General features: G+C 65.0%; 25 protein-coding genes. 15 read left to right on the forward strand and 10 right to left on the reverse strand.

What is annotated here, in order from left to right; genetic code table 11:
• Positions 1 to 12 precede the first annotated feature (12 nt).
• The 4 genes from F600_RS0114310 to F600_RS0114325 form a co-directional block, all read right to left on the reverse strand.
• Positions 13 to 858: an SDR family NAD(P)-dependent oxidoreductase gene (locus F600_RS0114310; protein ID WP_018161306.1), complete on the reverse strand. Its 846-nt coding sequence runs from the start codon at positions 856 to 858 to the stop codon at positions 13 to 15.
• 121 nt (positions 859 to 979) lie between these two features.
• Positions 980 to 2,272, reverse strand: coding sequence for a sulfate adenylyltransferase subunit 1 (locus F600_RS0114315; protein WP_026306538.1), 1,293 nt, complete (start codon positions 2,270 to 2,272; stop codon positions 980 to 982).
• Entirely contained in the window at positions 2,269 to 3,192 is a 924-nt protein-coding gene (cysD, locus tag F600_RS0114320) for a sulfate adenylyltransferase subunit CysD (protein WP_018161308.1), read from the reverse strand. Before cysD ends, F600_RS0114315 begins: the two co-directional genes overlap by 4 nt.
• A complete protein-coding gene (locus tag F600_RS0114325; RefSeq protein ID WP_018161309.1) occupies positions 3,189 to 3,893 on the reverse strand; it encodes a phosphoadenylyl-sulfate reductase in 705 nt (234 codons plus the stop codon). The genes cysD and F600_RS0114325 overlap by 4 nt, the downstream gene beginning before the upstream one ends.
• Positions 3,894 to 4,416: 523 nt before the next feature.
• Here F600_RS0114325 and hemW point away from each other — a divergent pair.
• Positions 4,417 to 5,568: a radical SAM family heme chaperone HemW gene (gene hemW, locus F600_RS0114330; RefSeq protein WP_040631395.1), complete on the forward strand. Its 1,152-nt coding sequence runs from the start codon at positions 4,417 to 4,419 to the stop codon at positions 5,566 to 5,568.
• 8 nt (positions 5,569 to 5,576) lie between these two features.
• On the forward strand, positions 5,577 to 6,578 hold the full coding sequence (locus F600_RS0114335) for an SMP-30/gluconolactonase/LRE family protein (RefSeq protein ID WP_018161311.1): 1,002 nt from the start codon (positions 5,577 to 5,579) through the stop codon (positions 6,576 to 6,578).
• Here the strand turns inward: F600_RS0114335 and ppc are convergent.
• On the reverse strand, positions 6,575 to 9,325 hold the full coding sequence (ppc, locus tag F600_RS0114340) for a phosphoenolpyruvate carboxylase (protein WP_018161312.1): 2,751 nt from the start codon (positions 9,323 to 9,325) through the stop codon (positions 6,575 to 6,577). The two genes, F600_RS0114335 and ppc, sit on opposite strands and share 4 nt — an antisense overlap.
• A gap of 81 nt (positions 9,326 to 9,406) precedes the next feature.
• On the opposite strand from ppc, the gene F600_RS0114345 reads away from it, so the two are divergent.
• From F600_RS0114345 to F600_RS0114360, 4 genes are all read left to right on the forward strand, one after another.
• Positions 9,407 to 10,873 (forward strand): serine/threonine-protein kinase, encoded by a 1,467-nt coding sequence (locus tag F600_RS0114345; RefSeq protein ID WP_018161313.1) that lies wholly within the window; start codon positions 9,407 to 9,409, stop codon positions 10,871 to 10,873.
• Positions 10,874 to 10,965: 92 nt separating this feature from the next.
• Positions 10,966 to 12,000, forward strand: a complete 1,035-nt coding sequence (gene hrcA / locus F600_RS0114350; RefSeq protein WP_026306540.1) for a heat-inducible transcriptional repressor HrcA — start codon at positions 10,966 to 10,968, stop codon at positions 11,998 to 12,000.
• Between the two features lie 40 nt (positions 12,001 to 12,040).
• The gene (gene dnaJ, locus F600_RS0114355; RefSeq protein WP_018161315.1) at positions 12,041 to 13,186 is read left to right on the forward strand and encodes a molecular chaperone DnaJ; all 1,146 of its coding nucleotides are present in this window, start codon (positions 12,041 to 12,043) and stop codon (positions 13,184 to 13,186) included.
• A complete protein-coding gene (locus tag F600_RS0114360) occupies positions 13,186 to 13,947 on the forward strand; it encodes a 16S rRNA (uracil(1498)-N(3))-methyltransferase (protein ID WP_018161316.1) in 762 nt (253 codons plus the stop codon). Before dnaJ ends, F600_RS0114360 begins: the two co-directional genes overlap by 1 nt.
• A gap of 65 nt (positions 13,948 to 14,012) precedes the next feature.
• Here F600_RS0114360 and F600_RS0114365 read toward each other — a convergent pair whose 3' ends face one another.
• Together F600_RS0114365 and F600_RS0114370 are read right to left on the reverse strand one after the other, a co-directional pair.
• A complete protein-coding gene (locus F600_RS0114365) occupies positions 14,013 to 15,101 on the reverse strand; it encodes an HAAS signaling domain-containing protein (RefSeq protein WP_018161317.1) in 1,089 nt (362 codons plus the stop codon).
• Positions 15,098 to 15,421: a PadR family transcriptional regulator gene (locus tag F600_RS0114370; protein ID WP_018161318.1), complete on the reverse strand. Its 324-nt coding sequence runs from the start codon at positions 15,419 to 15,421 to the stop codon at positions 15,098 to 15,100. The genes F600_RS0114365 and F600_RS0114370 overlap by 4 nt, the downstream gene beginning before the upstream one ends.
• Positions 15,422 to 15,567: 146 nt before the next feature.
• Between F600_RS0114370 and F600_RS0114375 the strand changes: the two genes are divergently transcribed.
• Genes F600_RS0114375 through F600_RS0114405 form a run of 7 tightly spaced genes read left to right on the forward strand, consistent with a single transcriptional unit; the run spans position 15,568 to position 21,993 of the window.
• A complete protein-coding gene (locus F600_RS0114375; RefSeq protein WP_018161319.1) occupies positions 15,568 to 16,608 on the forward strand; it encodes a PhoH family protein in 1,041 nt (346 codons plus the stop codon).
• A gap of 9 nt (positions 16,609 to 16,617) precedes the next feature.
• Complete coding sequence (gene ybeY, locus F600_RS0114380) at positions 16,618 to 17,163, forward strand: rRNA maturation RNase YbeY (protein ID WP_018161320.1); 546 nt, start codon at positions 16,618 to 16,620, stop codon at positions 17,161 to 17,163.
• Positions 17,160 to 18,479, forward strand: a complete 1,320-nt coding sequence (locus tag F600_RS0114385) for a hemolysin family protein (protein ID WP_018161321.1) — start codon at positions 17,160 to 17,162, stop codon at positions 18,477 to 18,479. The genes ybeY and F600_RS0114385 overlap by 4 nt, the downstream gene beginning before the upstream one ends.
• The gene (locus tag F600_RS0114390) at positions 18,472 to 18,801 is read left to right on the forward strand and encodes a cytidine deaminase (RefSeq protein ID WP_026306541.1); all 330 of its coding nucleotides are present in this window, start codon (positions 18,472 to 18,474) and stop codon (positions 18,799 to 18,801) included. Before F600_RS0114385 ends, F600_RS0114390 begins: the two co-directional genes overlap by 8 nt.
• Positions 18,794 to 19,693, forward strand: a complete 900-nt coding sequence (era, locus tag F600_RS0114395) for a GTPase Era (RefSeq protein ID WP_018161323.1) — start codon at positions 18,794 to 18,796, stop codon at positions 19,691 to 19,693. The genes F600_RS0114390 and era overlap by 8 nt, the downstream gene beginning before the upstream one ends.
• Positions 19,651 to 21,243 carry an HD domain-containing phosphohydrolase gene (locus F600_RS0114400; protein ID WP_217999898.1) on the forward strand — a complete coding sequence of 531 codons (1,593 nt, stop codon included), beginning with the start codon at positions 19,651 to 19,653 and terminating at the stop codon, positions 21,241 to 21,243. The genes era and F600_RS0114400 overlap by 43 nt, the downstream gene beginning before the upstream one ends.
• Positions 21,244 to 21,264: 21 nt before the next feature.
• Positions 21,265 to 21,993, forward strand: a complete 729-nt coding sequence (locus F600_RS0114405; protein ID WP_018161325.1) for a DUF72 domain-containing protein — start codon at positions 21,265 to 21,267, stop codon at positions 21,991 to 21,993.
• On the opposite strand, the gene F600_RS0114410 is transcribed toward F600_RS0114405, so the two are convergent.
• Both F600_RS0114410 and F600_RS28370 read right to left on the reverse strand, forming a co-directional pair.
• Positions 21,990 to 23,030, reverse strand: a complete 1,041-nt coding sequence (locus F600_RS0114410; RefSeq protein WP_018161326.1) for an alpha/beta hydrolase — start codon at positions 23,028 to 23,030, stop codon at positions 21,990 to 21,992. The two genes, F600_RS0114405 and F600_RS0114410, sit on opposite strands and share 4 nt — an antisense overlap.
• 37 nt (positions 23,031 to 23,067) lie before the next feature.
• Entirely contained in the window at positions 23,068 to 23,502 is a 435-nt protein-coding gene (locus tag F600_RS28370; protein WP_211220072.1) for a GtrA family protein, read from the reverse strand.
• 91 nt (positions 23,503 to 23,593) lie between these two features.
• Between F600_RS28370 and recO the strand changes: the two genes are divergently transcribed.
• Together recO and F600_RS0114425 are read left to right on the forward strand one after the other, a co-directional pair.
• Positions 23,594 to 24,388 carry a DNA repair protein RecO gene (recO, locus tag F600_RS0114420; protein WP_018161328.1) on the forward strand — a complete coding sequence of 265 codons (795 nt, stop codon included), beginning with the start codon at positions 23,594 to 23,596 and terminating at the stop codon, positions 24,386 to 24,388.
• Positions 24,389 to 24,392: 4 nt separating this feature from the next.
• The gene (locus F600_RS0114425) at positions 24,393 to 25,172 is read left to right on the forward strand and encodes an isoprenyl transferase (RefSeq protein WP_018161329.1); all 780 of its coding nucleotides are present in this window, start codon (positions 24,393 to 24,395) and stop codon (positions 25,170 to 25,172) included.
• A gap of 112 nt (positions 25,173 to 25,284) precedes the next feature.
• Here the strand turns inward: F600_RS0114425 and F600_RS0114430 are convergent, their stop codons facing one another.
• On the reverse strand, positions 25,285 to 25,695 hold the full coding sequence (locus F600_RS0114430; RefSeq protein WP_018161330.1) for a Fur family transcriptional regulator: 411 nt from the start codon (positions 25,693 to 25,695) through the stop codon (positions 25,285 to 25,287).
• Positions 25,696 to 25,740 lie beyond the last annotated feature (45 nt).

Raw genomic sequence — 25,740 nt, forward strand, 5'->3', positions numbered from 1 at the left:
TCGACTGTCTGCCTAGAGACCCGAACGCTCGGTTCCGCGGCCCTTGAAGTCATCCATCGAGTGGTAAACACCGAGGAGACGGTCGGCGATGAGGTCGTACAGCTTGACCGGGAGCAGGCCCTTGACGGCGCGTGCCAGGTAAACGGTCTTGGGGAGAACGATGAGTGCGTCGCCGTTCTTCATGCCCTTCCACACCGCGGTGGTGACTTCCTCCGGCTTGAGGATCGGGGCGAGGAGCGGGCCCTTGGCGCCCTCGAACATGCCGGTCGAGATGTAGCTCGGGCACACGGTGGTCACCTTGACGTGGCCGGCGCCCTGCTGCTCGAGTTCGATGCGAACCGAGTCGCTCCAGCCGAGGCAGGCCCACTTCGAGGCGGCGTAGACGGCCATCTTCGGGGTCGCCTGCATGCCGGCGGCCGACGCGATGTTGACGATGCGGCATTCGCGCTCGGGGTTCGCAACCATCGACGCGAGGAACTCGAGGGTGATGTACATCGGAGCCATCGAGTTCACATCCATCGTGAACTTGATGTCCTTCTCGGCGTCGGCTTCCCAGAAGTACTTGGCGCGCACGACACCGGCGTTGTTGATCAGGACGTCCGGGTAACCGACGTTCCGCTTGACCTCTTCCGCACCACGCGAGATCGCCGTCGGGTCCGCCACATTGACGATCTGCCCGATGACGTTGGTGCCCTTCCCGGAAAGCTCGGCGACGGCCTTGTCGAGCGCCACCTGGTCGATGTCCCACAGGATGAGGGTCGACGCGCCCTCCTCGACGGCGTAGCCGGCCCAGATACGACCCATACCCATTGCCGCACCGGTGATGAGGACGGACTTTCCGGAAACTGTGAAGGCCATGAATGCTCCTCTTTTGTTTGTCTTGGCAGGCCAGGTGGACTCCACGCGGACATTACACCTGTGCTCGGTAAAGACCTTACACAGGTGTTCAACAAATAGAAGCGGCTTGGTGGCCTGGCTCTCAGCCCAGCTCGACGGCGGTCAAGACGTCCCCGACGAGACCAGCGGCGAGGGTGTTTCCGCCGGCGGGATCGATGAGCAGGAAGCTGCCCGTGTGGCGGTTGACGGCATAGTCGTCAGCCACGATCGGCTCCGCGACGCGGACGGAAATGCGTCCGATGTCGTTGAGTTCCAGCGTCGCCGGTGATGGGTCCGACGACAGGTTCTGCTCGTCGAATCGATCGATCAAAGCACCGACGATCGCCTGCGTGGTCCGCGTTCCGTGCTTGAGCAACAGGCGTGCACCTGGGCGCAGTGGCTTCTCGGCGAGCCAGCACACGGTCGCGTCGAAGGCAGACAGCGGTTCCGGAGCGTCGATGGGGGAGGCGATCACGTCGCCACGCGAGACATCGACGTCCGTGGTGAGCAGCAGTGTCACACTGCGGCCGGCCTCGGCCACTTCGAGTTCGCCATCGGCGGTGTCGATCTTCGCGATCGTGCTGCGCACGCCGGACGGCAGGATGACGACCTCGTCACCAGGACGAACCGAGCCCGCGGCGACCTGGCCGGCATAGCCGCGGTAGTCGGGGAACGCGGCAGACCGCGGACGAATGACGTATTGCACCGGAAAGCGCAGGCCGATCTCCGTGCGTTCGCTGTCGGCATCGACCGGGACCGACTCGAGGTGTTCGATGAGTGTCGGTCCGTCGTAGTACGGCGTGTGCTCCGAGCGAAAAGCGACGTTGTCGCCGAACAGTGCCGAGACCGGAATTTCCTGGACGTCTTCAGGCGCCCAACCCAGACCAGCCGTCAGCCGGTTGAACTCGGCGGAAATGTTCGCGAAGACCTCGGCGGGGTTCTCGACGAGGTCGATCTTGTTGACCGCGAGAACGAGCTTCGGCACCCCGAGCAGCGCGAGAACCGCCGCGTGACGACGGGTCTGCGCGACGACGCCCTTCCGTGCATCGACGAGCAGCATGACGAGCTGCGCGGTCGAGGCGCCGGAGACGGTGTTCCTTGTGTACTGGACGTGCCCGGGGGTATCGGCGAGGACGAACGAGCGCTGCGGCGTCGCGAAGTAGCGATAGGCCACGTCGATCGTGATGCCCTGTTCGCGCTCGGCGCGGAGGCCGTCGACGAGGAGCGAGAGGTCGGGCGTCGCAAGACCCTTGTCGACCGAGGCCCGCTCCACCGCGTCGATGTGGTCAGCGAGCACTGACTTGGTGTCGAAGAGGAGGCGTCCGACCAGGGTGGACTTGCCGTCGTCGACGCTGCCCGCCGTTGCCAGTCGGAGCAGTTGAGCTGACGTGCTCAGAAGTATCCCTCCCGCTTGCGGTCTTCCATCGCCGCTTCAGATACCCGGTCATCGCCGCGCGAAGCACCGCGCTCGGACAGTCGGGACGCCGCAACCTCGTTGAGAATTGCCTGGTTGTCAGATGCGTCGGAGAGCACGGCGCCGGTGGTCGACGCGTCGCCGACCGTGCGGTAGCGCACCGAGCGGAGTTCGAGTCCTTCGCCGTCCTGCGGTCCGCCCCATTCGCCGGGGGTCATCCACATGCCGTTGCGGTCCTGGAAGACCTCGCGGTCGTGGGCGTAGTACAGACTCGCCAGAGAGATGTTCTCGCGAGCGATGTAGCGCCAGATGTCGAGCTCGGTCCAGTTGCTCAGCGGGAACACGCGGACGTGCTCACCGGCCGCGTGCCGGCCGTTGTAGAGGTTCCACAGCTCCGGACGCTGCTTCTTCGGGTCCCACTGTCCGAACGCGTTGCGCAGCGAGAAGATGCGCTCCTTCGCCCGGGCGCGCTCCTCATCACGACGTGCGCCGCCGAAGACCGCATCGAAGCGGTGCTCGGCGATGGCGTCCAGAAGCGGGATCGTCTGCAGCGGGTTGCGGATGCCATCCGCACGCTCTTCGAGGCGACCGTCGGCGAGGTAGTCCTCGACCTTCGCGACGAACAGACGAAGTCCGTAGCGCTCGACAACCTCGTCGCGGAAGTCGATGACCTCCGGGAAGTTGTGGCCGGTGTCCACGTGCAGCAGCGCGAACGGGATCTTGGCGGGGTAGAACGCCTTGATCGCCAGGTGCAACAGAACCGTCGAGTCCTTGCCGCCGGAGAACAGGATCACCGGGCGTTCGAACTCGCCGGCGACCTCACGGAAGATGTGGATCGACTCGGACTCGAGAGCGCCGAGTGTGTCGACGCTCGACGAGCTTCCGGACAGGACCGCGGTCATGACGCGTGCAGCCCGCACTCGGTCTTGGCGAAGCCGGCCCAGCGGCCGCTGCGCGGGTCGGAGCCCGGCTCCGGCTTCGCGGTGCACGGTGCGCAACCGATCGAGGGGTAGCCCTCCTCGACGAGCGGGTTCACGAGAATCCCGTTCTCGACGATGTAGTTCTCCATGTCCTCGTCAGTCCACGCGGCAAGCGGGTTGATCTTCACGAGGCCGAAAGCGTCGTCGAAGGAGATGAGGGGCGCGTTCGCGCGGGTCGGCGACTCGACGCGGCGGATGCCGGTCACCCATGCCTGGTAGTTCTTGAGCGCGCCCTTGAGCGGCTCGACCTTTCGAAGTCCGCAGCAGCGGCCCGGCTCGCTCGAGAACAGGTTCCGGCCGATGAGCGTGTCCTGCTCCTCGACGGTCTGTGCGGGGGTCACGTTCACGAGGTTCGCGCCGTAGACCTGGATCACCGCGTCGCGGGTTCCAATCGTTTCGGCGAAGTGGTAGCCGGTGTCGAGGAAGAGGACATCGACGCCGGGGTGAACCTTCGTCGCCAGGTCGACCAGAACGCCGTTTTCCATGTTCGACGCGACGATGTAGTCGTTGCCGAACGTCTTCTCGGTCCACTCGAGCAGCTCGAGCGCAGATGCGCCCTGAAGTTCGCGTGCGCCATCTGCGGCGATCTCGCGAAGAACCTCATCGCTCAATCGGGTGTTCATCTCAGGTCGCCTTCCTCAGCACGGGTCACCCACACAGGTGACCCCGCACTTTCGTTTCGGTGCATGACGTTTCTACGCATCACACGGTCGATGTATTCCCCGAGCGGTGTCGTGGCGACCTTGTGTCGGCGCGAATTGCGTCCAAACGGCACATCCAGACCGGGGCTGCCGGTCCGAAGCACATTTCTATATATGGTATCGGCGTTGTCCAATTGACCTTCGACGACCGCCAAACGCTCTTCCATGAAGTACGAGCTCCTGCTGCAGATTGTGCCGGTGAAACCGGACTTGAATGGTGGACAGAGTTCACCGACAGCAGCAGCTGCATACGCGCTTGAAGTCCACGTGGCGACGTGCCACGAGTCGAACTGCAGTTGCGCGCATAGAAGTCATTTTGCCACGCGGATTGGTACTCGAACCACGTCGTGCCGGAAACTGGGTAATTGTGAGCGAGAGGAGCGCGGGAGCATCGCAGCGAGGAACGAGCGAGGAGCGGACCGTGCGACGGAGTGAACCGGCAAGCATGAGTGGGTTCGAGATACCGGCGGAATGCCTGACCGATTTCGGTCAGCGGCCGTTTGGTGTCTATATTCACGTGCCGTTCTGCGCGACGCGATGTGGATATTGCGACTTCAACACCTATACCGCCGGTGAGCTGGGCAGCTCCGCCTCGCCGCAGTCGTGGATGGAAGGGCTCAAGCGTGAGCTCGCCCTGGGTGCTGAGATGGTCGGAGCCGTCCCGGCGGAGACCGTTTTCGTCGGCGGTGGCACGCCCTCGCTGCTCGGTGGGGACGGTCTCACCACGGTCCTCGATGTGGTGAGACAGACATTCGGACTCGCACCAGATGCCGAGGTCACCACCGAATCGAACCCCGAGTCGACCTCGCCGTCGTTCTTCGGTGGGCTGCGGGAAGCGGGGTACACCCGGATTTCCCTGGGCATGCAGTCCGCGGCGCCGCATGTGCTCCGGGTGCTGGATCGGACGCACACCCCGGGTCGGGCGGTCGACGCAGCTCGGGAGGCGCGGGCGGCCGGCTTCGACCACGTCAATCTCGACCTCATCTATGGCACGCCGGGGGAGACCGACGCCGACCTCGACGCGTCACTCGATGCCGTGCTCGACGCGGGCGTCGACCATGTTTCGGCGTATGCGCTCATCGTCGAATCGGGCACTGCGCTCGCTCGTAAGGTGCGTCGCGGTGAGCTTCCGGCACCCGATGACGATGTCCTGGCGTCTCGCTACGAGCAGATCGATCGCCGTCTCGCCGACGCAGGGCTGCATTGGTACGAGGTGTCGAACTGGGCTCGCGACGAGGGTGCGCGATGCCGCCACAACCTCATCTACTGGCAGGGCGGCGACTGGTGGGGTGCCGGTCCGGGCGCGCACGCCCACATCGGTGGGCTGCGCTGGTGGAACGTCAAGCATCCGGCGCGGTACACCGAGACACTTGCTGCGGGCGTGCTGCCGGTCGATGGGTCCGAACTGCTGACTCCCGACGATCAGGCGCTGGAACAGCTCATGCTCTCGGTCCGGATTCGGGACGGCATCGCGGACCGGCCCGGCGCACAGCCCCTGGTGGACGACGGGCTGCTAGAACGAAAGGGTGACCGCTTGGTCCTCACGGACCGGGGTCGCTTGCTGGCTGACGCTGTCGTCCGCGACCTGAGCGCCTGAGGAGCCCGATGAAGCAGAACCGTCGTCTGCTGAATACCAACAACTGGTCCCCGCCGAAGGCGCCGGCGAATGACGGCCGAACTGAGTTGACCGCTGAGCTCGCGGTCGTCGGGCGAATCGCGTCCGGCGGGCACGGCCCCGAGGATGTCTGCTTCGACTCCGACGGAGCCGTCGTCACCGGGCTTCGAGATGGCAGCATCGTCGCGATCGACGTTGGTTCTGGCGTACGAACCCTGCTTGGCAACACCGGTGGGCGACCACTCGGCGTCCAGTCGTGCTCCGACGGAAGTGTTCTCGTGGCCGACCACGATCGAGGCCTGCTGCGGCTCCGCGACGGTCAGGTCGAGGTTCTGGTCGACGAAATCGAAGGCGAGCGGCTCACGTTCGCGAGCAATGTCGTGGTCGGCAGTGACGGCACCATCTGGTTCACCACGTCGACGAGCCGCTGGGACGTCGACCACCACGAGGGCGACATCCTCGAACATTCCTGCACCGGCCGGCTGGTACAGGTATCGACGGACGGCACAGTGACCGTTCTCGTGCACGGCCTGGCGTTCGGCAACGGACTCGTGCTGGCCCCGGACGAATCGCACCTGCTGTTCGCCGAGACCGCCGGCTACCGCATCAACCGATTCTGGCTGACCGGTCCGCAGGCCGGCGAGGATGAATTGATTCGAGAGAACCTGCACGGGTTCCCCGACAACATGAGTCTCGGCAGCGACGGACTGCTGTGGGTCGCGATCGTCGCACCGCGCAATCCGCTCGTGGACCGTTTGCTGTCCCTCCCGGGATTCCTGCGGACGATCTCGTGGAACCTGCCTGCCTTTCTCCGACCGAAGCCGGCCCACGTCGCATGGGTCATGGCCTACGACCTCGACGGAAATCCGGTGCACGACCTGCGGCTCGACGACGGCAGCTACGGCTTCGTGACGGCGGTCGCCGAGCGGGACGGGACACTGGTCCTGTCGAGTATCGGCGAGGATGAATTGCTGATCGCCCGTAAGCCTTAGCCGCTGTTCCGCAGTGCTGTGGCCAGCCCGTTCATCGTGAGCAGGATCCCGCGCTTGATGAGCTCGCGGTCGTCTCCCGAACGGTACTGACGCAGCAATTCGACCTGCAGGTGGTTGAGCGGCTCGAGGTAGGGGAAGCGGTTGATCGTCGATCGTGCCATCGCGGGGTTGTCGGCGAGCAGGCTGTCGAGCCCGGTGATGTCGAGGTAAACCTGCACCGTGCGCGTGTGTTCGGCGCTGAGCATGCCGAAGACGTGCTCGCGCAGTTCCTTGTTGGGTACGAGTTCGGCGTACCGGGCGGCGAGGCCGAGATCGGACTTGCTCATGACCATCGCGAGGTTCGACAACACGGTCTTGAAGAACGGCCACCGCCGATTCAGGTCCTGCAGTTCGCCCAGGTGCGCCGGGCTCTCGTCGATGTAGCTGGAGAACGCACTGCCCACGCCGTACCAACCGGGCAGCATCACGCGCGACTGACTCCAGGACATGACCCACGGGATCGCGCGGAGGTCGTATACCGAGTTCGTCTGCTTGCGCGATGACGGGCGACTGCCGATGTTCAGCTCGCCGATCTCCGCGACCGGAGTCGAGAGACGGAAGTATTCGACGAAGCCGGGCGTCTCATGCACGAGTTCCCCGTAGGCCTTGCGGGCCCGGGCCGCGAGGTCGTCGAGGATCGCGTAGGCCCGTTCGGCGTCGTCACCGAGGCCTTCGACGTCGAGCAGCGTCGATTCGAGCGTCGCGGCTACGAGCGATTCGATGTTCCGGCGCGCATGCTTCGGATCGCTGTACTTGGCGCTCATCACCTCGCCCTGCTCGGTGATACGCAGCGAGCCTCGAACAGCGCCGGCCGGCTGGGCCAGGATCGCGTCGTAGCTCGGTCCACCACCACGGCCGACCGTTCCGCCTCGACCGTGGAACAGTCGCATGTGGATACCGGTGTCGCGGGCGGCGTCGACGAGGTCCAGTTCTGCGCGATAGAGCGCCCAGTTCGCGGCGAGGTATCCGCCGTCCTTGTTCGAGTCGGAGTAGCCGAGCATGATTTCCTGATGCCCGCCGCGGTTGTCGACGATCTCGCGGTAGACCGGCAGTGCCATGGCCGCGCGGACGGTCGCCGCCGATCGTTGCAGGTCCTCGATGGTTTCGAAGAGCGGCACGATGCCGACTGAACACGGCTTCCCGGGCTGGAGGATGCCACCTTCCTTCAGCAGGATGGCGGCTTCGAGCAGGTCACTCACCGACATGCACATCGAAATGATGTAGTTCGGCACGGAGCCCGGGCCGAACTTTCGGATCGCGTTGCCGGCCGAGCGAATGATATTCAGTTCCTTGACCGCCAGCTCGCTGAGGTCGCTGTCCGGAGCGGTCAACGGTCGGCGCATGCTGAGCTCGCGCGACAGGATTTCGACGCGCTCGTCTTCGCTCAGGCTGGAGTAATCGGAGTGGACTCCGGCCCAGGCCAGCAGCTCCGCCACGACCGTCTCGTGCATTTCCGAGTTCTGTCGCATGTCGAGTCCGGACAGGTGGAAACCGAACGTCTCGACCGCGTTGCGGAGGTTGAACAGCCGGTCTTCGGCCAGGATCGCATCGCCGTGACCGCGGAGGGAGGCGTCGACGATGTCGAGTTCAGCCTTCAGTTCGGCAGCTGTCGTGTACGGCGGACGCCCGAGATCGAGCACCGCTCGGGGTGCCTGATCGAGCAGCTTCAATGCGGTCGCCGTGATGCGGGCGCGGATACCGCGCAGCGCGCGCCGATATGGTTCGTCGGCGCGACCAGCTGATTCGTCGCCGGAGTCATCGGCGAGTTCTTGCAGCGCAAAGCTCACCGTCACCAGGCGCGCGGACATCGACAATTCCTGCTCGAGCGTGTTGACCTCGTCGGCGTAGAACTCGAACGCGGTGCCGCTCGCGCGGTGGGTCGCCGTCCGCACGATGTCGGCCGTGACGAACGGATTGCCGTCGCGGTCGCCGCCGATCCACGAACCCATGCGGACGAGTGGCTCCCGCAGGACGTTCGCGTCCGGCCAGCGACGGGTGAGTTCCGCGCGCACGTCGGCGTTGATGCCGGGCAGCGTCTCGAACAGCGACAGCACGTAGTACCGCAGGCCGACGGTGATCTCGTCCTCGATACGCAGCCGATTGAGCCGGATAAGGGCGGTCTGCCACATCATGAGGATCTGCCGGTGGAGCAGCTTGTCGATCTCGGCGTTGTCGCCGTCTCCGCGGTCCCGCTCGCGCATCAAGTCCATGATTCGCGTCTGGGTTTCGAACACGGTGCGGCGACGCGTCTCCGTGGGGTGCGCGGTGATCACCGGCGAAACGAGAGCGTGCCGGAGGTCGGCGACGCGATCGGGGCTCGGTGGGGCCGCGTCCAAGCGGGCATAACTCGCGGCCAGGCTGCTCGCGAGCGGCGGGTCACCGGCCTTGACGTGCGCTCGGCGGCGACGCTCGCGGTGCAGGTCTTCGGCGAGATTCGCCAGGAGCGAGAACAGGCTGAACGCGCGAATGACCGGGATCGCCTTCCCGATCGTGATCCCGTCGAACAGGCGGGACAGTTCGCTGCGGTCGATCTCGGAGCGACGCAGCCGGAACGATTCGACGCGCGCTCGTTCGACGAGATCAAATACTTCGTCGCCTTCTTGCTCGCGAACGACCTGACCGAGGATCGCGCCCAGAAGGCGAACATCCTCGCGCAGAGGTTCATTGAGCGATCGCTCGGTGGTCTCGGCGGGCGGTTCGATGGCCATGAGTGTCAGTATCGGCCGCAGCGTCGCGGGGCGCGCTGTAACCGATGCGTCGGATCGCCAGCGGCCGTACGATTTGCCGGGATGAGAGCGCTCGAGCCCGGTGATCCGACAGAGATCGGGAAGTACCGACTACTCGGTGTGGTCGGTAGCGGCGGCATGGGCCGCGTCTATCTCGGGCGCAGCGAAACCGGCCGCACGGTGGCGGTGAAGGTCATCCGCCCGGACCTGGCCGACGATGACAACTTCCGTGCGCGGTTCGGTCACGAGGTGTCCTCGGCCCGGCGAGTGAGTGGCCAGTTCACCGCGGCGGTTCTGGACGCTGACCTCGAGGCCGCGCAGCCATGGCTCGCCACGGCGTTCGTGGCCGGGATGACGCTTACCGAGGCCGTCCGCAGATTCGACAGACTGCCCGACTTGACGGTCACGGTCCTGGCCGATGGGCTCGCTCGGGCCATTCACGCCGTCCATTCGGCGGGAGTCATTCATCGCGATCTCAAACCGTCGAACGTGATTCTGGGACTCGACGGACCGCGGGTCATCGACTTCGGCATTGCCCGAGCCGCCGATGATTCGGTGCTGACCGCCTCGGGCCAACTCGTCGGGTCACCCAGCTTCATGTCTCCCGAGCAGGTGAAGGGCGAGAGAGTCGGACCGGCAACCGACATCTTCGCGTGGGCGGGCGTCGTCGTCTACGCCGCTCGCGGCGTGGGTCCGTTCGGCGAGGCCGACACGATGACGATGCTGTGGCGGGTGGTCCAGGAAGAGCCGGATGTCAGCAAGGTGCCCTACCCGCTTCGTTCGATCGTCGCGGCGGCCCTGGCCAAGGACCCGGCCGACCGACCCACGATCGACGAGCTCGTTGAGATGCTGGCTCCGCTTCGGCCGGAGAGCACGAGTGGTTGGTTGCCACCGCAGATTCTCGAAGAGGTGGGGCGGCGAACAGTCGGAATGCTGGATCTCGAGCATCCCGCCGCGGAGAGCGATACGCAGACGGCCGCGGCGATCGACGTCGAGACCGCTGCCAGCAAGCCGCCGACAGTCCCGAAGGCTGAGCCCACGCCGGTGCGTAGGTCGTCGCGGATGGTCTGGCCACTTGTTGCGCTGTCGGTGGTCGCGATTGCGGCGGTTGCACTCGCCGCATGGTGGGGAACACGCGGGTCCGGCGATGGAACTTCGGGCGGCCCGGCTCCCAGCGGTGCGGTCGGCGGTGTGTGGCCATCGACGTTCGACGGCGGTTGGAAGGGCTCGGCGACCGGGCCGAACGGCCAGTACACGGTCGAGATGTACCTGTACGCGGGCAACGTCGGCGACACGGTCGGAACCTCGACCTATGTGAAGTCCAACGGCGACACCTGCATGCGTGACGAGGACCTGGTGTCCGTCGATGGGCGCACCGCGCATCTGCAAGGACGATTGAAGGACGGGCCGGCGAGCTGCCTGGACGACAGCACGACGTCGACCATCACGCTCGAAGGTGGTTCGACGATTGCTTGGACGATGCCGGGGAACTCGGGAAACATCACCGGCACGCTCCGTCGGCAGCCGTGACTCAAGATCAACCTGTGACCAAGGTCGCCGGATGCTGATGTGCGGCCGACTAAACTGTTGGTGCAGGGTGCAAGCACGAGGAGGTGATGATCATGTCGAGCACGGATGACCGTCGGTTCGAAGTGTTGCGCGCGATCGTCGCCGACTACGTTTCGACCAAGGAACCCGTGGGTTCGAAGGTCCTCGTCGAGCGCCACAACCTCGGGGTCTCGAGCGCGACGGTTCGCAATGACATGGCAGTTCTCGAAGCCGAGGGGTACATCACCCAGCCGCACACGTCGTCGGGCCGCGTCCCGACGGACAAGGGGTACCGGCAGTTCGTCGATCGCATCTCCGAGGTCAAGCCGCTTTCGCCGCAGGAACGCGCGGCGATCATGCGCTTCCTGGAAGAGGGCGTCGACCTCGACGACGTGCTCCGTCGCGGTGTTCGCCTGCTCGCCCAGCTGACGCGTCAGGTCGCGATGGTCCAGTACCCGACGATTTCGGCGTCGACGGTTCGACACCTCGAGATCGTCGCGCTGACTCCAGCGCGCTTGCTGCTGGTCCTCATCACCGACACCGGTCGCGTCGACCAGCGAATCGTCGAACTCGGCGACACGGTCACGGACGACAAGCTCGCGAAGATCCGGTCGTTGGTCGGCGTCGCCGTCGATGGCAAGCGACTCCCGGTTGCGTCGACCGCTGTGGTCGATCTCGCAGTCGAAGCACCGCAGGATCTTCGCGACGCGATGATCCGTATCTCGACGGTGCTGGTCGAGAGCCTCGTCGAGCACCGGGAAGAGCGTCTGGTGCTGGGCGGTACCGCGAATCTCACTGCGAGCGCTGCTGATTTCGGCATTTTCCCGGGGTCGTTGCGGCAGGTTCTCGAGGCCCTCGAAGAGCAGGTCGTGGTGCTGAAATTGCTCGCCGCGTCCCAGCATCCCGGCATGGTGACCGTGCAGATCGGGGAAGAGACGCAAGTCGAGCAGATGCGCGGGACCTCGGTGGTTTCTACCGGCTACGGCACAGCTAGTACCGTATTTGGCGGCATGGGTGTACTCGGGCCGACCCGCATGGACTACCCGGGAACGATCTCCGCGGTGGCCGCGGTCGCCCGCTACATCGGTGAGGTCCTGGCAACGCGCTGACCCGCGGTCTATACGCAGGCTATGAGACGAGAGCAGAGAAGTGGCACGCGACTATTACGGCATCCTTGGGGTGGCAAAAAACGCCAACGAGCAGGAGCTCAAGCGGGCATACCGCAAATTGGCACGTGAGTACCACCCAGACGTCAATCAGGGCGAAGACGCGCACGAGAAGTTCAAGGAGATCTCGCAGGCGTACGAGGTCCTGAACGACCCGGAGAAGCGCCGCATCGTCGACGCCGGCGGTGACCCGCTCGAGCAGCGCGGCGCGGGTGGCTTCAGCGGCCAGGGCTTCGGCGGTATGGGCGACATCTTCGATGCGTTCTTCGGTGCTGGCATGGGCGGTGGAGGCGGCCGTCGCGAGCCGCGCGGTCGCGTCCAGGCGGGTGCCGACTCGCTGCTTCGTACGCGCCTGACGCTCGAGGAATGTGCGGCTGGAGTCCAGAAGCGCATCGTCGCCGAGACCGCAATCCTGTGCGATGTCTGTACCGGTGCCGGAACGCGCAGCGGGAGCAAGCCGGAGCGCTGCGGTACGTGTGGCGGCGCAGGTGAAGTGCAGTCGATCCAGCGCTCGTTCCTCGGCAACGTCATGACGTCCCGCATGTGCCCGACGTGCCGTGGCGCCGGCGAAGTCATCGCCGACCCGTGCCACAAGTGCGGTGGCGACGGCCGGGTGCGTTCGCGTCGCGAGATCACCGCGAACATCCCGCCGGGCATCGCGAGCGGTATGCGTGTGCGTCTGGCCGCGCAGGGTGAGGTCGGTCCCGGTGGCGGTCCGGCCGGTGACCTGTACATCGAGGTGCTCGAAGCACCGCACGATGTCTTCGTCCGCGATGGCGACGACCTGCACTGCACGATCCGCATCCCCATGGTCGACGCGGCCCTCGGCACAACCGTCGTGATCGACACGATCCTCGACGGTCCGGTCGAGCTCACGATCGCTCCGGGCACCCAGCCGGGGTCGGTGTCGCATTTGCGCGGTCACGGCATGCCGAAGCTGCGTTCGTCGATCCGTGGTGACGTGCACGCGCACCTCGAGGTGGTCATTCCGTCGAAGTTGGACGGCAAGTCGGCCGACCTCGTGCGTGACCTCAAGGCCCGGCTCCACGAGAAGGCTGAGGTTGTCTCAAGCTCCTCGGCGCACTCGGGCGGGTTGTTCTCGCGCCTGCGTGCTTCCTTCAGCCGGTAGTGGCAGCCACCGTCTTCTACGTTGAGGCGCTGCCGGACGGTGGCGTCGCCGAGCTGACCGGCCCGGACGGCCACCATGCGGCCCGCGTTCTTCGGCTGCGCGTGGGGGAGAAGATCGTGCTGAGCGACGGCGTCGGCGGCCTCGCGTCGTCTGTTGTTTCGGCGGTCGATCGGGACACGGTGTCTTTGGATGTCGTGTCTCGGAAGGCTGCGGACCGCGTTCGACCTGCGGTGACGGTGGTTCAGGCCTTGCCGAAGTCGGAGCGTGCCGAGCTCGCGGTCGATCTCGCGGTGGAGGCTGGCGCCGACGTTTTGATCCCGTGGCAGGCGTCGCGGTCGATCACGCAGTGGAAGGGCGAGAAGGCCACCGCCGGCGCTCGAAAGTGGCAGGCGGTGGCACGCTCAGCGGCCCAGCAGGCGCGGCGGCCGTACTTGCCGATCGTCTCGGACTTGGTGTCGACGAAGCAATTGGTCGAGCAGGTGCGGGTCTTCGATGGTTTGGTGCTGGCGCTTCATGAGTCCGCGGCGACTCGAATGGCTGATGTCGATCTCGATGTTCCGGCGGTCATGCTCATCGTCGGTCCCGAGGGCGGTATCGCCGACGGCGAGATCGCGTCGCTGCGGGAGGCCGGCGCAGTGCCGGTTCTCTTGGGACCCAATGTCTTACGAAGTGTGACGGCAGCTTCTGTCGCGCTGGGTGCAATCGGCGTTCGGACTGGGCGCTGGGATACAGCGCCGGTGGAGTGGTCGGACCGGGTCTGAGTTCTGCACCCTCACGCTGGTTTTGAGGGAAGGCGCTACCAGCGTGAGGGTGCAGCACTGTCGCGTTACGGCGCCGGGGCAGGTTCCACAGTCGTCGTCGGCGCCGGAGTTGTCGTGGTTGTGCTGGTGGTCGGTGCGGCCGACTGTGGAATCGCGACGGTGAACGGGGTTTCTCGCGACTCCTTGCACTGACCCTCGTCGGTCACCGTGTTCTTGGGGAAGTGGTTGTCGGTGCCCGCGGATTCCATGCCGTACTGACCGCATTTCGCGCCGTTGATATTGATCGGGTGACCGTCCTGATCGACGAGGTAGAAGTCAGGGATCGGCTTGCCGTCCGGCGTGAACCCGTAGATGTTGGTGACGTCGCCGTTCATGCCGGGCATGAGCACGGCAGGTTGGCGGTAATCGGTGCGGGCGTAATCGGTCATCGCCTCCGGTACGCCCAGAACGGACCCGATCGCGATGGCCGAGAGCGGAACGGTCGCCCACAACCAGGCACGATTCGTGCCCACGCGAGGTCCAGCGAAGATGATGAGGCCGGCGCTCGCCGCGAAGATCGGCAGCGCAAGGGCCGCATCGCTGTGGCGGGTGAGAAATAACGCCGCTCCGACGAAGATGAATGCGGCGCCGATCCACCAACCGGGCGCGAGCGATTTCAGGTAGCGGCCAGTCGGGGAGTCGTACGACTCGCGCAACCAGACGACCTCCGGAAGCTCTTCGAAAGCGCCCGTGCCGCGTCGCACCACCGAGACGGCGCTGAATCCGATCACTGTGCCGCACAGCAGGATCCCGACAAAGAGCGCCTCCGCCGCGCCGTCCACGATAGCGATCAACGCGAACCACATGAGTGCGAAGCTCGCGATGAGCATGCTCCAGAGCGCGAGGCGGGGACGCCGGGAGACGTTTGTCGTGCCGGTCGGTGCCGGCGGGTAGTCGCCCGCCGATCGCAGTTCCGCGGCGTACTGCTCGGGCGTCCCGAGCCGGCCAATCATGTCCCGCAACGTGCAGTCGGGCCCGATTTCGGCCGCGATGTCCGCGAGGTGCGGTCGGACATCGTCGAGGAGATCGTCGACTTCGGTGCCGGGGATGTCGGCGAGCGACGTCCGCACCCGGGTCAGATATTCGTGCGTTGCACGGGTGGCTATGGCGTTCACTGTTCCCCCTTGAGAAGCGAGTTCATGGCGTTGGCGAAGGAGTTCCAGGCGGTGGCCCCTTCGGAGAGCCTGGTCCGTCCGGCGTCGTTGAGTGCGTAGTACTTGCGATGTGGTCCTTCGTCGCTGGGTACGACGTACGACGTGAGAGCGCCCGCTTTGTACAGGCGCCGAAGGGTGCCGTAGACCGACGCGTCGCCGACTTCTTCGAGACCCGCGGTGCGGAGGCGGCGGAGTACGTCGTAGCCGTATCCGTCGTCGTCCCGCAGGACCGTCAGCACCGCGAGGTCGAGCACACCCTTGAGAAGTTGACTGGTGTCCAATATGCCTCCTTCCGCTCTTGCGGTTTGGACGCTACCACGCAATGCGCAGTAGTGCGCAATAGCGCGGCGCGACTATTGAAAAGCGAATCAGTCGTACCCGGCGATAGAATCGAGGGACATCTACCGAGAGAAGGTTCGAGCGCTCATTGACCACACCTGAGGACGACACTCTGACTGACCGGACTGTCAGGTCCAGCATCCAACTGGATCCCGCAACGGTGTTCACGCTGCTCGGCACGGCAGACGAAAATCTCCGCACGCTCGAAACGCTTCTCGACGCCGATCTTCATGTCCGCGGCGACATCATGACGATCTCCGGCAAGGCCGGTGATGTCGCGCTTGCCGAGCGAGTCGTCGAGCAGCTGTCAGATCTGCAGCGCCGGGGTCAGCGCGTCACGCCCGAGTCGGTGCGGCACACGTTTTCGATGCTGACCGAAGGGCTGCACGAATCGCCCGCCGAGGTGCTCAGCCTCGACATTCTGTCGCGCCGCGGTAAGACGATTCGACCCAAGACTCTCAACCAGAAGCGCTACGTCGACGCGATCGACGAGAACACCATCGTGTTCGGGATTGGGCCGGCGGGTACCGGCAAGACGTACCTGGCGATGGCGAAAGCTGTTCAGGCGCTGCAGATCAAAGAGGTCACGCGCATCATCCTGACGCGTCCGGCGGTCGAGGCGGGGGAGCGGCTGGGCTTCCTGCCGGGCACGCTCAACGAAAAGATCGACCCGTACCTGCGTCCGTTGTACGACGCGCTCAACGACATGATGGACCCGGAGTCGGTGACGAAGCTGATGCAAGCCGGAGTCATCGAGGTCGCGCCGCTGGCATTTATGCGGGGTAGAACGATCAATGATGCGTTCATCATTCTCGACGAGGCGCAGAACACCACGCGTGAGCAGATGAAGATGTTCCTCACCCGGCTTGGTTTCAACTCGAAGATGATCATCACCGGCGACGTCACCCAGATCGACCTGCCTGGTGGCGCCACGTCCGGCCTCCGGGCTGCGGCGGAGATCCTCCCCAACATCGACGGCATCCACTTCTCGGAGCTGACCAGCGCGGATGTTGTGCGCCACCGGCTCGTGAGCCAGATTGTCGACGCGTACCAGAGGTACGAGGACGGGCAGGATCTCGGGAACCGGGCTCAGCGGCGCGATGCTCAGCAACGGCGTGGTCGGCGTTAAGGTTTCGGCATGAGTATCGAGGTCTCCAACGAATCGGGGATGGACGTCGACGAGGCTGATCTGATGGCTGTCGCCAAGTTCGCCATCGACAAGATGGACGTGCATCCAGGTGCGGAGCTGTCGATGATCCTCGTCGATGACGCGACGATGGCCGACCTCCACATGAAGTGGATGGACCTGCCCGGACCGACTGATGTCATGAGCTTCCCGATGGACGAGCTCACGCCGGGTGGCCGTCCTGACGCGTCGCCGGTCGGGCCGTCGATGCTCGGCGACATTGTGCTTTGTCCGTCGTTCGCGCTGGGTCAGGCGAAGAAGGCCGGGCACTCTCTCGACCAGGAGCTCTGGCTTCTCACGATCCACGGCGTGCTGCACCTCCTGGGGTACGACCACGCCGAGCCGGACGAGGAGAAGGAGATGTTCGGCATCCAGAACCAGATCCTCGCCGAGTGGCTCGCCGAAGTTCGCAAGCGCGAGCGCAAGGCGTTCCAAGCGGAGCGCGACCGGAAGCTGCTCGGGAAAACGGGCTTCCTGCCGGTCGACGAAACGCAGTGATCGGCCCGATCTCGGCGATCTTCCTCGCGGTCGTGCTGGTCATCCTCGGAGGATTGTTCTCGGCTGTCGACTCTGCACTTCTGACCACATCGGCGGCCCGCGCCGAGGAGATGGTCCGTGATGGCCGTCCCGGCGCGCGCCGCGTCGTCCGGGTGGTGGCGGACAAGGCCCGCTACGTCAACCTGATGGTCTTGCTGCGCATCGTCTGCGAGGTTGCGGCAACGGTGTTGCTTGCGGACGCGCTGCTCGAATTGATGGCATCGGGCTGGGCTCTGCTGACGACTGCCCTGGTCATGGCGCTGGTCGCGTACATCGTCATCGGTGTTGGCCCGCGAACCCTCGGTCGACAGCACGCGTACTCGATCATGCTCGTGGCCGTGTGGCCGCTGCAGCTGCTGCGCACGGTCATGGGGCCGGTGACGCAATTGCTCATCCTTCTCGGTAATGCGATCACGCCCGGTAAGGGTTTCCGGAACGGTCCGTTCGCGACGGAAATCGAACTCCGCGAGATCGTGGATATGGCGCAGGAACGCGGCGTCGTCGCGGCCGATGAAGGACGCATGATCCAGTCGGTTTTCGAACTCGGCGACACGGCCGCGCGTGGCGTGATGGTGCCGCGGACCGAGATGGTCTGGATCGAAGACGACAAGACGATTCAGCAGGCGGCGTCTCTCGCGGTTCGAAGTGGGCATTCGCGTATCCCGGTTATCGGCGAGAACGTCGACGACGTCCTCGGCGTCGTCTACCTGCGCGACCTCGTTTCCCACCTGACCGCGAGTCGCGGCAACACGCCCGTGCGCGATGTCATGCGTCCGCCGGTGTTCGTGCCGGATTCGAAGCCGCTCGATACCTTGCTCGCGGAGATGCAGCGGGACCGGAACCACATGGCTCTGCTCGTGGACGAATACGGCGGCATCGCGGGCCTCGTGACGATCGAGGACGTTCTCGAAGAGATCGTGGGCGAGATCGCCGATGAATACGACGGCAGCGAGACCCCACCGATCGAGGACCTCGGCAACGGTAAGTACCGCGTCTCGGCCCGACTGCGCCTCGAGGAACTGGGCGAGATCTTCGGGATGGAGATCGAGGACGACGAGGTCGAGACCGTCGGCGGTCTCCTCGGTCACCGGCTGGGCCGGGTACCGCTGCCCGGCAGCAAGGTCGTCAGCAATGGCCTCGTCCTCAAGGGCGAAGGCGGCGCCGACGAGCGCGGCCGAATGAGAATTAACACGGTTCTCGTCAAGCGGACGCCGCGCGCGAAGGAACCTGAGGTAGCGACGTCGAAAAAGAAGAAGGACAACGGTGGCGATGAGTGATCTCGATGCGGAGGACTCGAAGCTCGTGGTTTTGGCCCGCGGCGCGATGGGCCGCGCGAACGCAACGTCCGGTGCTGCTGTGCGGGATAGCGACGGACGCACGTATGCCGCTGGGCCCGTATGGCTTTCGACGCTGAAGCTGTCGGCGCTGCAGTCGGCGGTCGCGGCTGCGCTCTCCAGCGGTGCGGAGGGTTTCGAAGCTGCGGTCGTTCTCGGTGCCGACCTGACCGATGACGGTGTGGCAGCTCTCCGCGAGGTGTCGGCTGCCGCGAAGGTCATCGTCGCGAGGCCTAATGGTGAGGTAGTGAGTATCGATGGGTGACTTCCACTCCGGATTCGTGTGCTTCGTCGGTCGTCCGAACACCGGCAAGTCGACTCTGACGAATGCTCTCGTCGGGGAGAAGATCGCGATCACGTCGGATCGTCCGCAGACCACGCGGCACACGATCCGCGGCATCGTGAACCGCGAGAACGCGCAGATCATCCTCGTCGACACGCCTGGTCTGCACCGGCCGCGGACGCTCCTCGGCAAGCGACTCAACGACCTCGTGCGCGACACCTATTCCGAGGTCGACGTCATCGCCCAGTGCTTCCCGGCCGACGAGAAGATCGGTCCGGGCGATCAATGGATCGCCGAGCAGATTCGAGCCGTCGCGCCAAAGACCACCATCTTGGGTGTCGTCACCAAGATCGACAAGGTCGGTCGTGACCAGCTCCTCGCGCAACTCCTCGCGGTGACGAAGCTGCTCGGGCCGAAGGCCGAAGTCGTTCCGGTGTCCGCGGTGTCGAAGGACAACGTCGACACGCTGGTCGAGGTGCTGACCCAACAACTGCCCGACGGTCCGCAGTATTACCCGGGCGGAGAACTCACCGATGAGCCGGAAGAAACGCTCATGGCCGAGTTCATTCGCGAAGCGGCACTCGAGGGCGTCACCGACGAACTTCCGCACTCGATCGCGGTGACGATCGAGGAGGTCATCGAGCGCGAAGGCCGCGATGACATGCTCGAGATCCACGCTTTCATCTACGTCGAGCGCCAGAGCCAGAAGGCGATCGTGATCGGCAAGGGCGGTTCGCGACTCAAGGAGATCGGGACCACCGCGCGCAAGCAGATCGAGAAGTTGCTCGGCACCAAGGTCTTCCTGTCATTGCACGTGAAGGTCGCCAAGGAATGGCAGCGCGACCCGAAGCAGCTCGGTCGGCTGGGCTTCTGAGCCGTATGGCCCCGCCGTCGATCCGCCTGGCAGAACTCGTTTCGGCGATGTCGCTCGTGTCCGATCTGGGCATGGGGCGACCGTCTGAGCGGGTGCTTCGACAGACCGTTGTCGCACTTCGGCTCGCGGACAAAGCGGGCCTTCCCGCACAGGTGAAGTCGCAGACGTACTACACATCGCTGCTGATGTGGTTGGGGTGCGCGGTCGATACGAGCGATCTCGCCGAACTGTTCGGCGACGAGACTCAGCTATACGCCGAAACCCACGACGGCGACCTCGGTGGCGCCGCGATGGCCGCGTTCGTCCTGCGTCGTCTCGGCCGGGGCGGCTCGGGTCTGCGACGGGTCGGGATGGTCGGCGAGTTCTTCGCGACCGGCGGCGGGTCCGTCGAGAAGGTCATGCGATCGCACTGTCAGGCCGCGAGTGATTTCGCCGAGCGCCTCGATCTCGGACAAGACGTGTCGCGGGCGCTCACGCAGGCGTTCGAGCGCTGGGATGGTCGTGGCGTGCCGGGCGACGTGAAGGCAGAAGATCTCGCGCTGCCGATCCGGCTCGCACAGATCGCCGACAACATCGAACATTTTCACCATGCGACGGGACCGCACGCGGCGCTGGACGTCGTGCGCGATCGCCGCGGGACGCAGTTCGACCCGGACCTGGCGGACTGCTTTCTCGCCCACCACGACGACGTGCTCGCCGGCCTCGACGACCTGCCTGCTTGGGAAGAGATCGTTCGGGAGGACCCGCAGCTCGGTGTCCCGTTGACGCAGGCTCAGGTCGACGTGGCATTGGAGGCGTTCGCCGACTTCGCGGATTTGAAGTCGCCGAGCCGGACCGGGAACTCGCGAGCGGTAGCGCGTCTCGCGGAGGCGGCCGCCAAACATTTGTCGATGCACGCGGAAGACGTCCGGCTGGTCCGGCGCGCGGCGCTCGTCCATGACCTCGGAATGGTCGGGGTCCCGAGCACGATCTGGGAGTCGACGAAGCCGTGGACGCGGATGCAGCGTGAGCGCGCGCAGACGCACCCGTATCTGGCCGAGCGGATGTTGGCGCACGTGCCCGGTCTGTCGGCCGTGGCTCGCTGCGCCGGTATGCACCACGAGCGGCTCGACGGGTCGGGCTACCCGCACGGGTTGAGCGGCGCGGCGATCCCGATGACGGCGCGGGTGCTGGCCGCGGCGGATGTGTTCGTCGCATTGCAGCAACCACGGCCCCATCGACCGGCGTATTCGACGGCGAAGGCCCGGCAGATCCTGCTCCAGGAAGTTCGTGACGGCAAGCTCGACGGGGATGCCGTGGAGGCGGTTCTGGCCGCTGCCGGCGAACGGGGGACGGCGCGCCGACGCCCGCCGAACGGGCTCACCGAACGTGAGGTCGAGGTGCTGCTCGGGCTCGCTCGCGGGTTGTCGAATCCGGAGATCGCGGCCGAGATGTCGATCTCGCGCAAGACGGTGTCGAGCCATCTCGAGCACATCTTCACCAAGCTCGGTGTCAAGACCCGAACTCAGGCAGCGCTTTTTGCGATGCGCGAGGGTCTCACTGAAGTGTGAAACATCGGGTATCCCGACGGTATGAGCACTGTCGAAATCGGATGCTCCGGCTGGATGTACGAGCAGTGGCGCGGCAGCGTCTACCCGTGGACGCTGCCGAAGTCGCGCTGGCTCGAGGCATACGCGGAACGGTTCGAGACGGTCGAAGTGAACAGCACGTTCTATCGCCTGCCGCCGCGTACCGCGGTCGAACAATGGGCGTCGCGGGTTCCGCCGTCGTTCTGCTTCTCGTTCAAGCTCGGTCAGTTCGGGTCACATCGCATGAAGCTCCGCGATCCCGCGGGGTGGCTCCCCAACCATCTGGATCGGGTGAGCGCAGCGGGTGCTCGAATGGGGCCGACGCTCGTTCAGCTTCCTGCTCGGTGGCGACCCAACCCGCATCGGCTGGACGAATTCCTTGCCGTGGCATCGCCGTCCGTGCGCTGGGCGATCGAGTTCCGAAATCCGGAATGGTTGCAGGAATCGATCTACGAGGTGCTGCGGCGCCACGGTGCCGCCCTGTGTATCCACGATCTGATCGCGGATCATCCGCGGGTGCTGACCACCGACTGGACGTACGTCCGATTTCACGGCCCCAATGCGACGAAGACGCCGTATCACGGAAGCTACGGCCGGGAGCGGTTGCAGGAGTGGGCTACCTGGCTCGGCGATCTTCGCGAACAAGGTTGTGACGTCTACGCCTACTTCAACAACGACGCCGACGCCGCAGCAGTCGGGGATGCGGCCGTGTTGAGAAAGCTCGTCGGTTAGGTCGCGCTGCGCTCGCCGGCAACCATGGCGTCGAGCACGGCCATCCGGCTCGTGTGGCTTCCACTGATTGACGACGGAGCAAACCCTCTCGTCAGGTTCTGGCGCCAGCGTTGCTGGTCGTATTCGGATGGGTTCGTGGTCTCGAGGAACTCATCGACGACGCGGACGAATCGGGCCGGGTCGTCGCGGAAGGGGAAGTGTCCCGAGTCTTCGAACATGTCGAGCCGGGAACCGGGGATCGCCGCATGGGCGAAGCGCGCGTGCTTGGACGGAATGATTCGATCGTTCCGTCCCCAGATGATCTGCACCGGAACGCCCTGCAGCAGATATGAGCGGTCGAGGAAAGTGATGGCTTGGCCGCGCCAGTCGGCCGCGGCGCGGAGGACTCGCTGAAAGGCCTGCTGGCCGCCGGATTCGGCCTGGTCGGCGAGCACCCGCAGGACATCGACCGCGTCGTGGAGAATCGTGGCGGTGGTGAAGCCGGTCGTTTCATAGAAGGTTTTGAGCTGCATTCGCAGGCCGTCCAGGAACGGGCCGACACCGGGCAGTTGGAGTGCGACCAGCGCTGAACCCAACACGGGTGCGCTCGCGAAGCGCAGCAGCGGATGGACTTCCGGGCCGGCGCCCGCCGGACACACCAGAATGAGCCGTTCCACCACCTCCGGGAATTGGTAGGCGAGCTGGGCAGCGACGCCTCCGCCGAGGGAGTGTCCGATCACGGTCACCCGTTCGTACCCGAGAACCGACAGCAGATCCCGCATGCCATTGGCATAGCCGCCGACGGAGTAGTCCGCCCGCGGCTTGTCGGATGCGCCGTGGCCGAGCAGATCGGGTGCGATGACCGTGTATTTGGTGGCCAGCCTCGGGATGACATCGAGCCACGTCTCGGAGTTGTCGCCGATGCCGTGAATCAGCAGCAGGGGAGGGCCGTCACCACAGACTCGGACCGCGCGTCGATACCCGTGGATGCGACGGAATGTCAGTTGCGATTCAGTGCGTGAAACGCTGCGCAGCAGCGGCTTACCCGGGCGAGACATCGCGCAACCCCCTTCGTCGGAGTGGTTGCGTTCGACGCTATGCCGCGGGTGTTGTCACCGGATGTACTGGCGTTCCAGCTGCGTTAACTTGCTGGCGTTCGCGGAAGACGGAGAAACGCATCGCGCAGTAAAGGAACGCGCCTTCCATCATGGCGGCCGCCAGACGCGCGATCTGGAATTCCACCCCGAGGTAGACCAGCAAACTGACCACACCCAGCACGAACACGACGTAATTGATTCCGACCGCGACCGCGAACTTTCCGGCCTGCTGACCGAAGTGTCCGTGGACATGGAAGTTGAACGTGCGGTTGAGCACGAAATTCAGAATCAGAGCAGTGCCGTACCCAGCACTCGCCGCGACCGGTACCGGCCAATGCAGGGAATTGTGCGCCACCGTGAGAATCAACATGTCGACGCAGAATGTGAAAAATCCGATGAGCGCGTAGCCGATCATGGTCCGGTCGATACGCACGTGCTCCAGTTTTGCACAGGTAGATGGACACGCGCTTGCCAGCGGTCGATGGTTGTCCGAATCTGTCGGTGGTGCGTGGAACACTGGGAGAATGCGGCTTTACCGGGACCGGGCAGTGGTGCTTCGGCAGCACAAGCTTGGCGAAGCCGATCGCATCGTCACCATGCTCACTCGCGAGCATGGTCTGGTCCGCGCGGTCGCCAAGGGAATTCGCCGCACGCGCAGCAAGTTCGGCGCCCGCCTGGAACCGTTCGCGTACGTCGACATTCAGCTCTATCCGGGCCGCAATCTCGACACCGTGACCCAGGTACAGACGATCGACGCCTTCGCTGGCGACATCGTCAACGACTACGGTCGCTACACCGCAGCGTGCGCAATTCTCGAGACCACGGAACGCCTGTCGGGGGAGGAGAAGGCGCCGGCCCTCGCGTTGCACCAACTCACCGTCGGCGCCTTGCGTGCGATCGCCACTCAAGCCCATGCCGTTGGATTGGTCGTCGATGCCTTCCTGCTGCGTGCCATGAGTATTTCCGGTTGGGCCCCCGCGCTCGACGACTGCGCCCGCTGTGCCGCTCCCGGACCGCATCGTGCCTTCCACGTCGCCGCTGGTGGGGCAGTGTGCGTGCACTGTCGTCCGGCAGGTGCAGCCGTGCCGTCAACGGGTGTGCTGGATCTGATGGACGCGTTGATGCGGGGGGACTGGGCCTTCGCCGAGGAGACGCCGGAGATGTTGCGTAAGCAAGCAACTGGCCTCACCGCGGCTCATCTGCAGTGGCATCTCGAACGTCAATTGCGGACACTGCCGCTCATCGAACGGACGGCGCCGCACAAGGCCTCGCAAACCGTGGGGTCGGTTTCTGAGTCGATGGTGGTCAGTGCAGGATAGACGGGTGCCACGTTCAGCCCAGCGCATCGTTCGACCGCCGTTCCCGCACGAAAGTGGAGCGACCCCGCCGGAGATCCCCGCCGAGTTGGTTCCGCGGCACGTTGCGCTTGTCATGGACGGCAACGGCCGGTGGGCTCAGGACCGTGGCCTTCCTCGCACCGCCGGCCACGAAAAGGGTGAGGCGGTCCTCCTCGACACCGTGTGCGGTTGCATCGACATCGGGGTGAAGTGGCTGTCGGCGTACGCGTTTTCGACCGAGAACTGGCGTCGCAGCGCCGACGAAGTGCGATTCCTCATGGGCTTCAACCGCGACGTGATTCGTCGTCGCCGCGATGAGATGCACGAAATGGGTGTCCGGGTCCGGTGGGCCGGTCGCCGCCCGCGGCTGTGGCGCAGCGTCATCAAGGAGCTCGAAATCGCCGAGGAAATGACCAAGGACAACACGGTCATGAATCTGACGATGTGTGTCAACTACGGCGGCCGCGCGGAGATCACAGACGCGACGCGGGAAATCGCACGATTGGCCGCGGCTGGGCAACTCGACCCGAACAAGATCGACGAGTCGACCATTGCGCGTTTCCTCGACGAGCCGGACATGCCGGACGTCGACCTGTTCCTTCGTCCGTCGGGTGAATTCCGGAGTTCGAACTTCCTGCTGTGGCAATCGGCCTATGCGGAGTTCGTGTACCAGGACAAACTGTTCCCCGACTTCGATCGCCGGGACCTGTGGGCTGCGTGCCTCGAGTACGCCAAGCGCGATCGCCGGTTCGGCGGGGTCAAGTAGGCACTTCGCGGACGTTAGTCTCTCGAAAGTTGGCTTGTACAAAACTAGGTTTTTGTACAAGCCGCCCGGCGCGAGACATTGGGTCGCGCAGATACGTGGCGAGCCGGCCGACCTAGCTGCACTTCGCGCACAGCCCGAAGATCTCGAGCGTGTGGCTGACGTCGGAGAAGCCATGATCGTCGGCAATCTGGCGTGACCACCGCTCGACGGTCGGGCCCTCGACCTCCACGGTGTATCCGCAGTTGCGGCACACGAGGTGGTGATGGTGGCCTGACGAGCACCGGCGGTAGACCGATTCACCACTGTCCGTGCGCAAGGTGTCGACGGTCCCGGCTTCGGCCAGGCTCTGGAGTGTGCGATACACCGTGGTCAGGCCGATGGGGTTTCCGCGCTTGCGCAGCTCCTCGTGAAGGTCCTGTGCGGAACGGAACTCGTCGATGTCGTCGAGCAGGGACGAGATCGCACTGCGCTGCTTGGTGCTGCGCACGCCGATGGCGGCGGACTCGTTGCTGGTGTCGGACACAGATCAAGCATACGAAAACCCGCACGTACCTCGCGTTCAGGGCTC

The organism is Smaragdicoccus niigatensis DSM 44881 = NBRC 103563 (genome assembly GCF_000380645.1).
Classification (GTDB): Bacteria; Actinomycetota; Actinomycetes; order Mycobacteriales; family Mycobacteriaceae; genus Smaragdicoccus; species Smaragdicoccus niigatensis.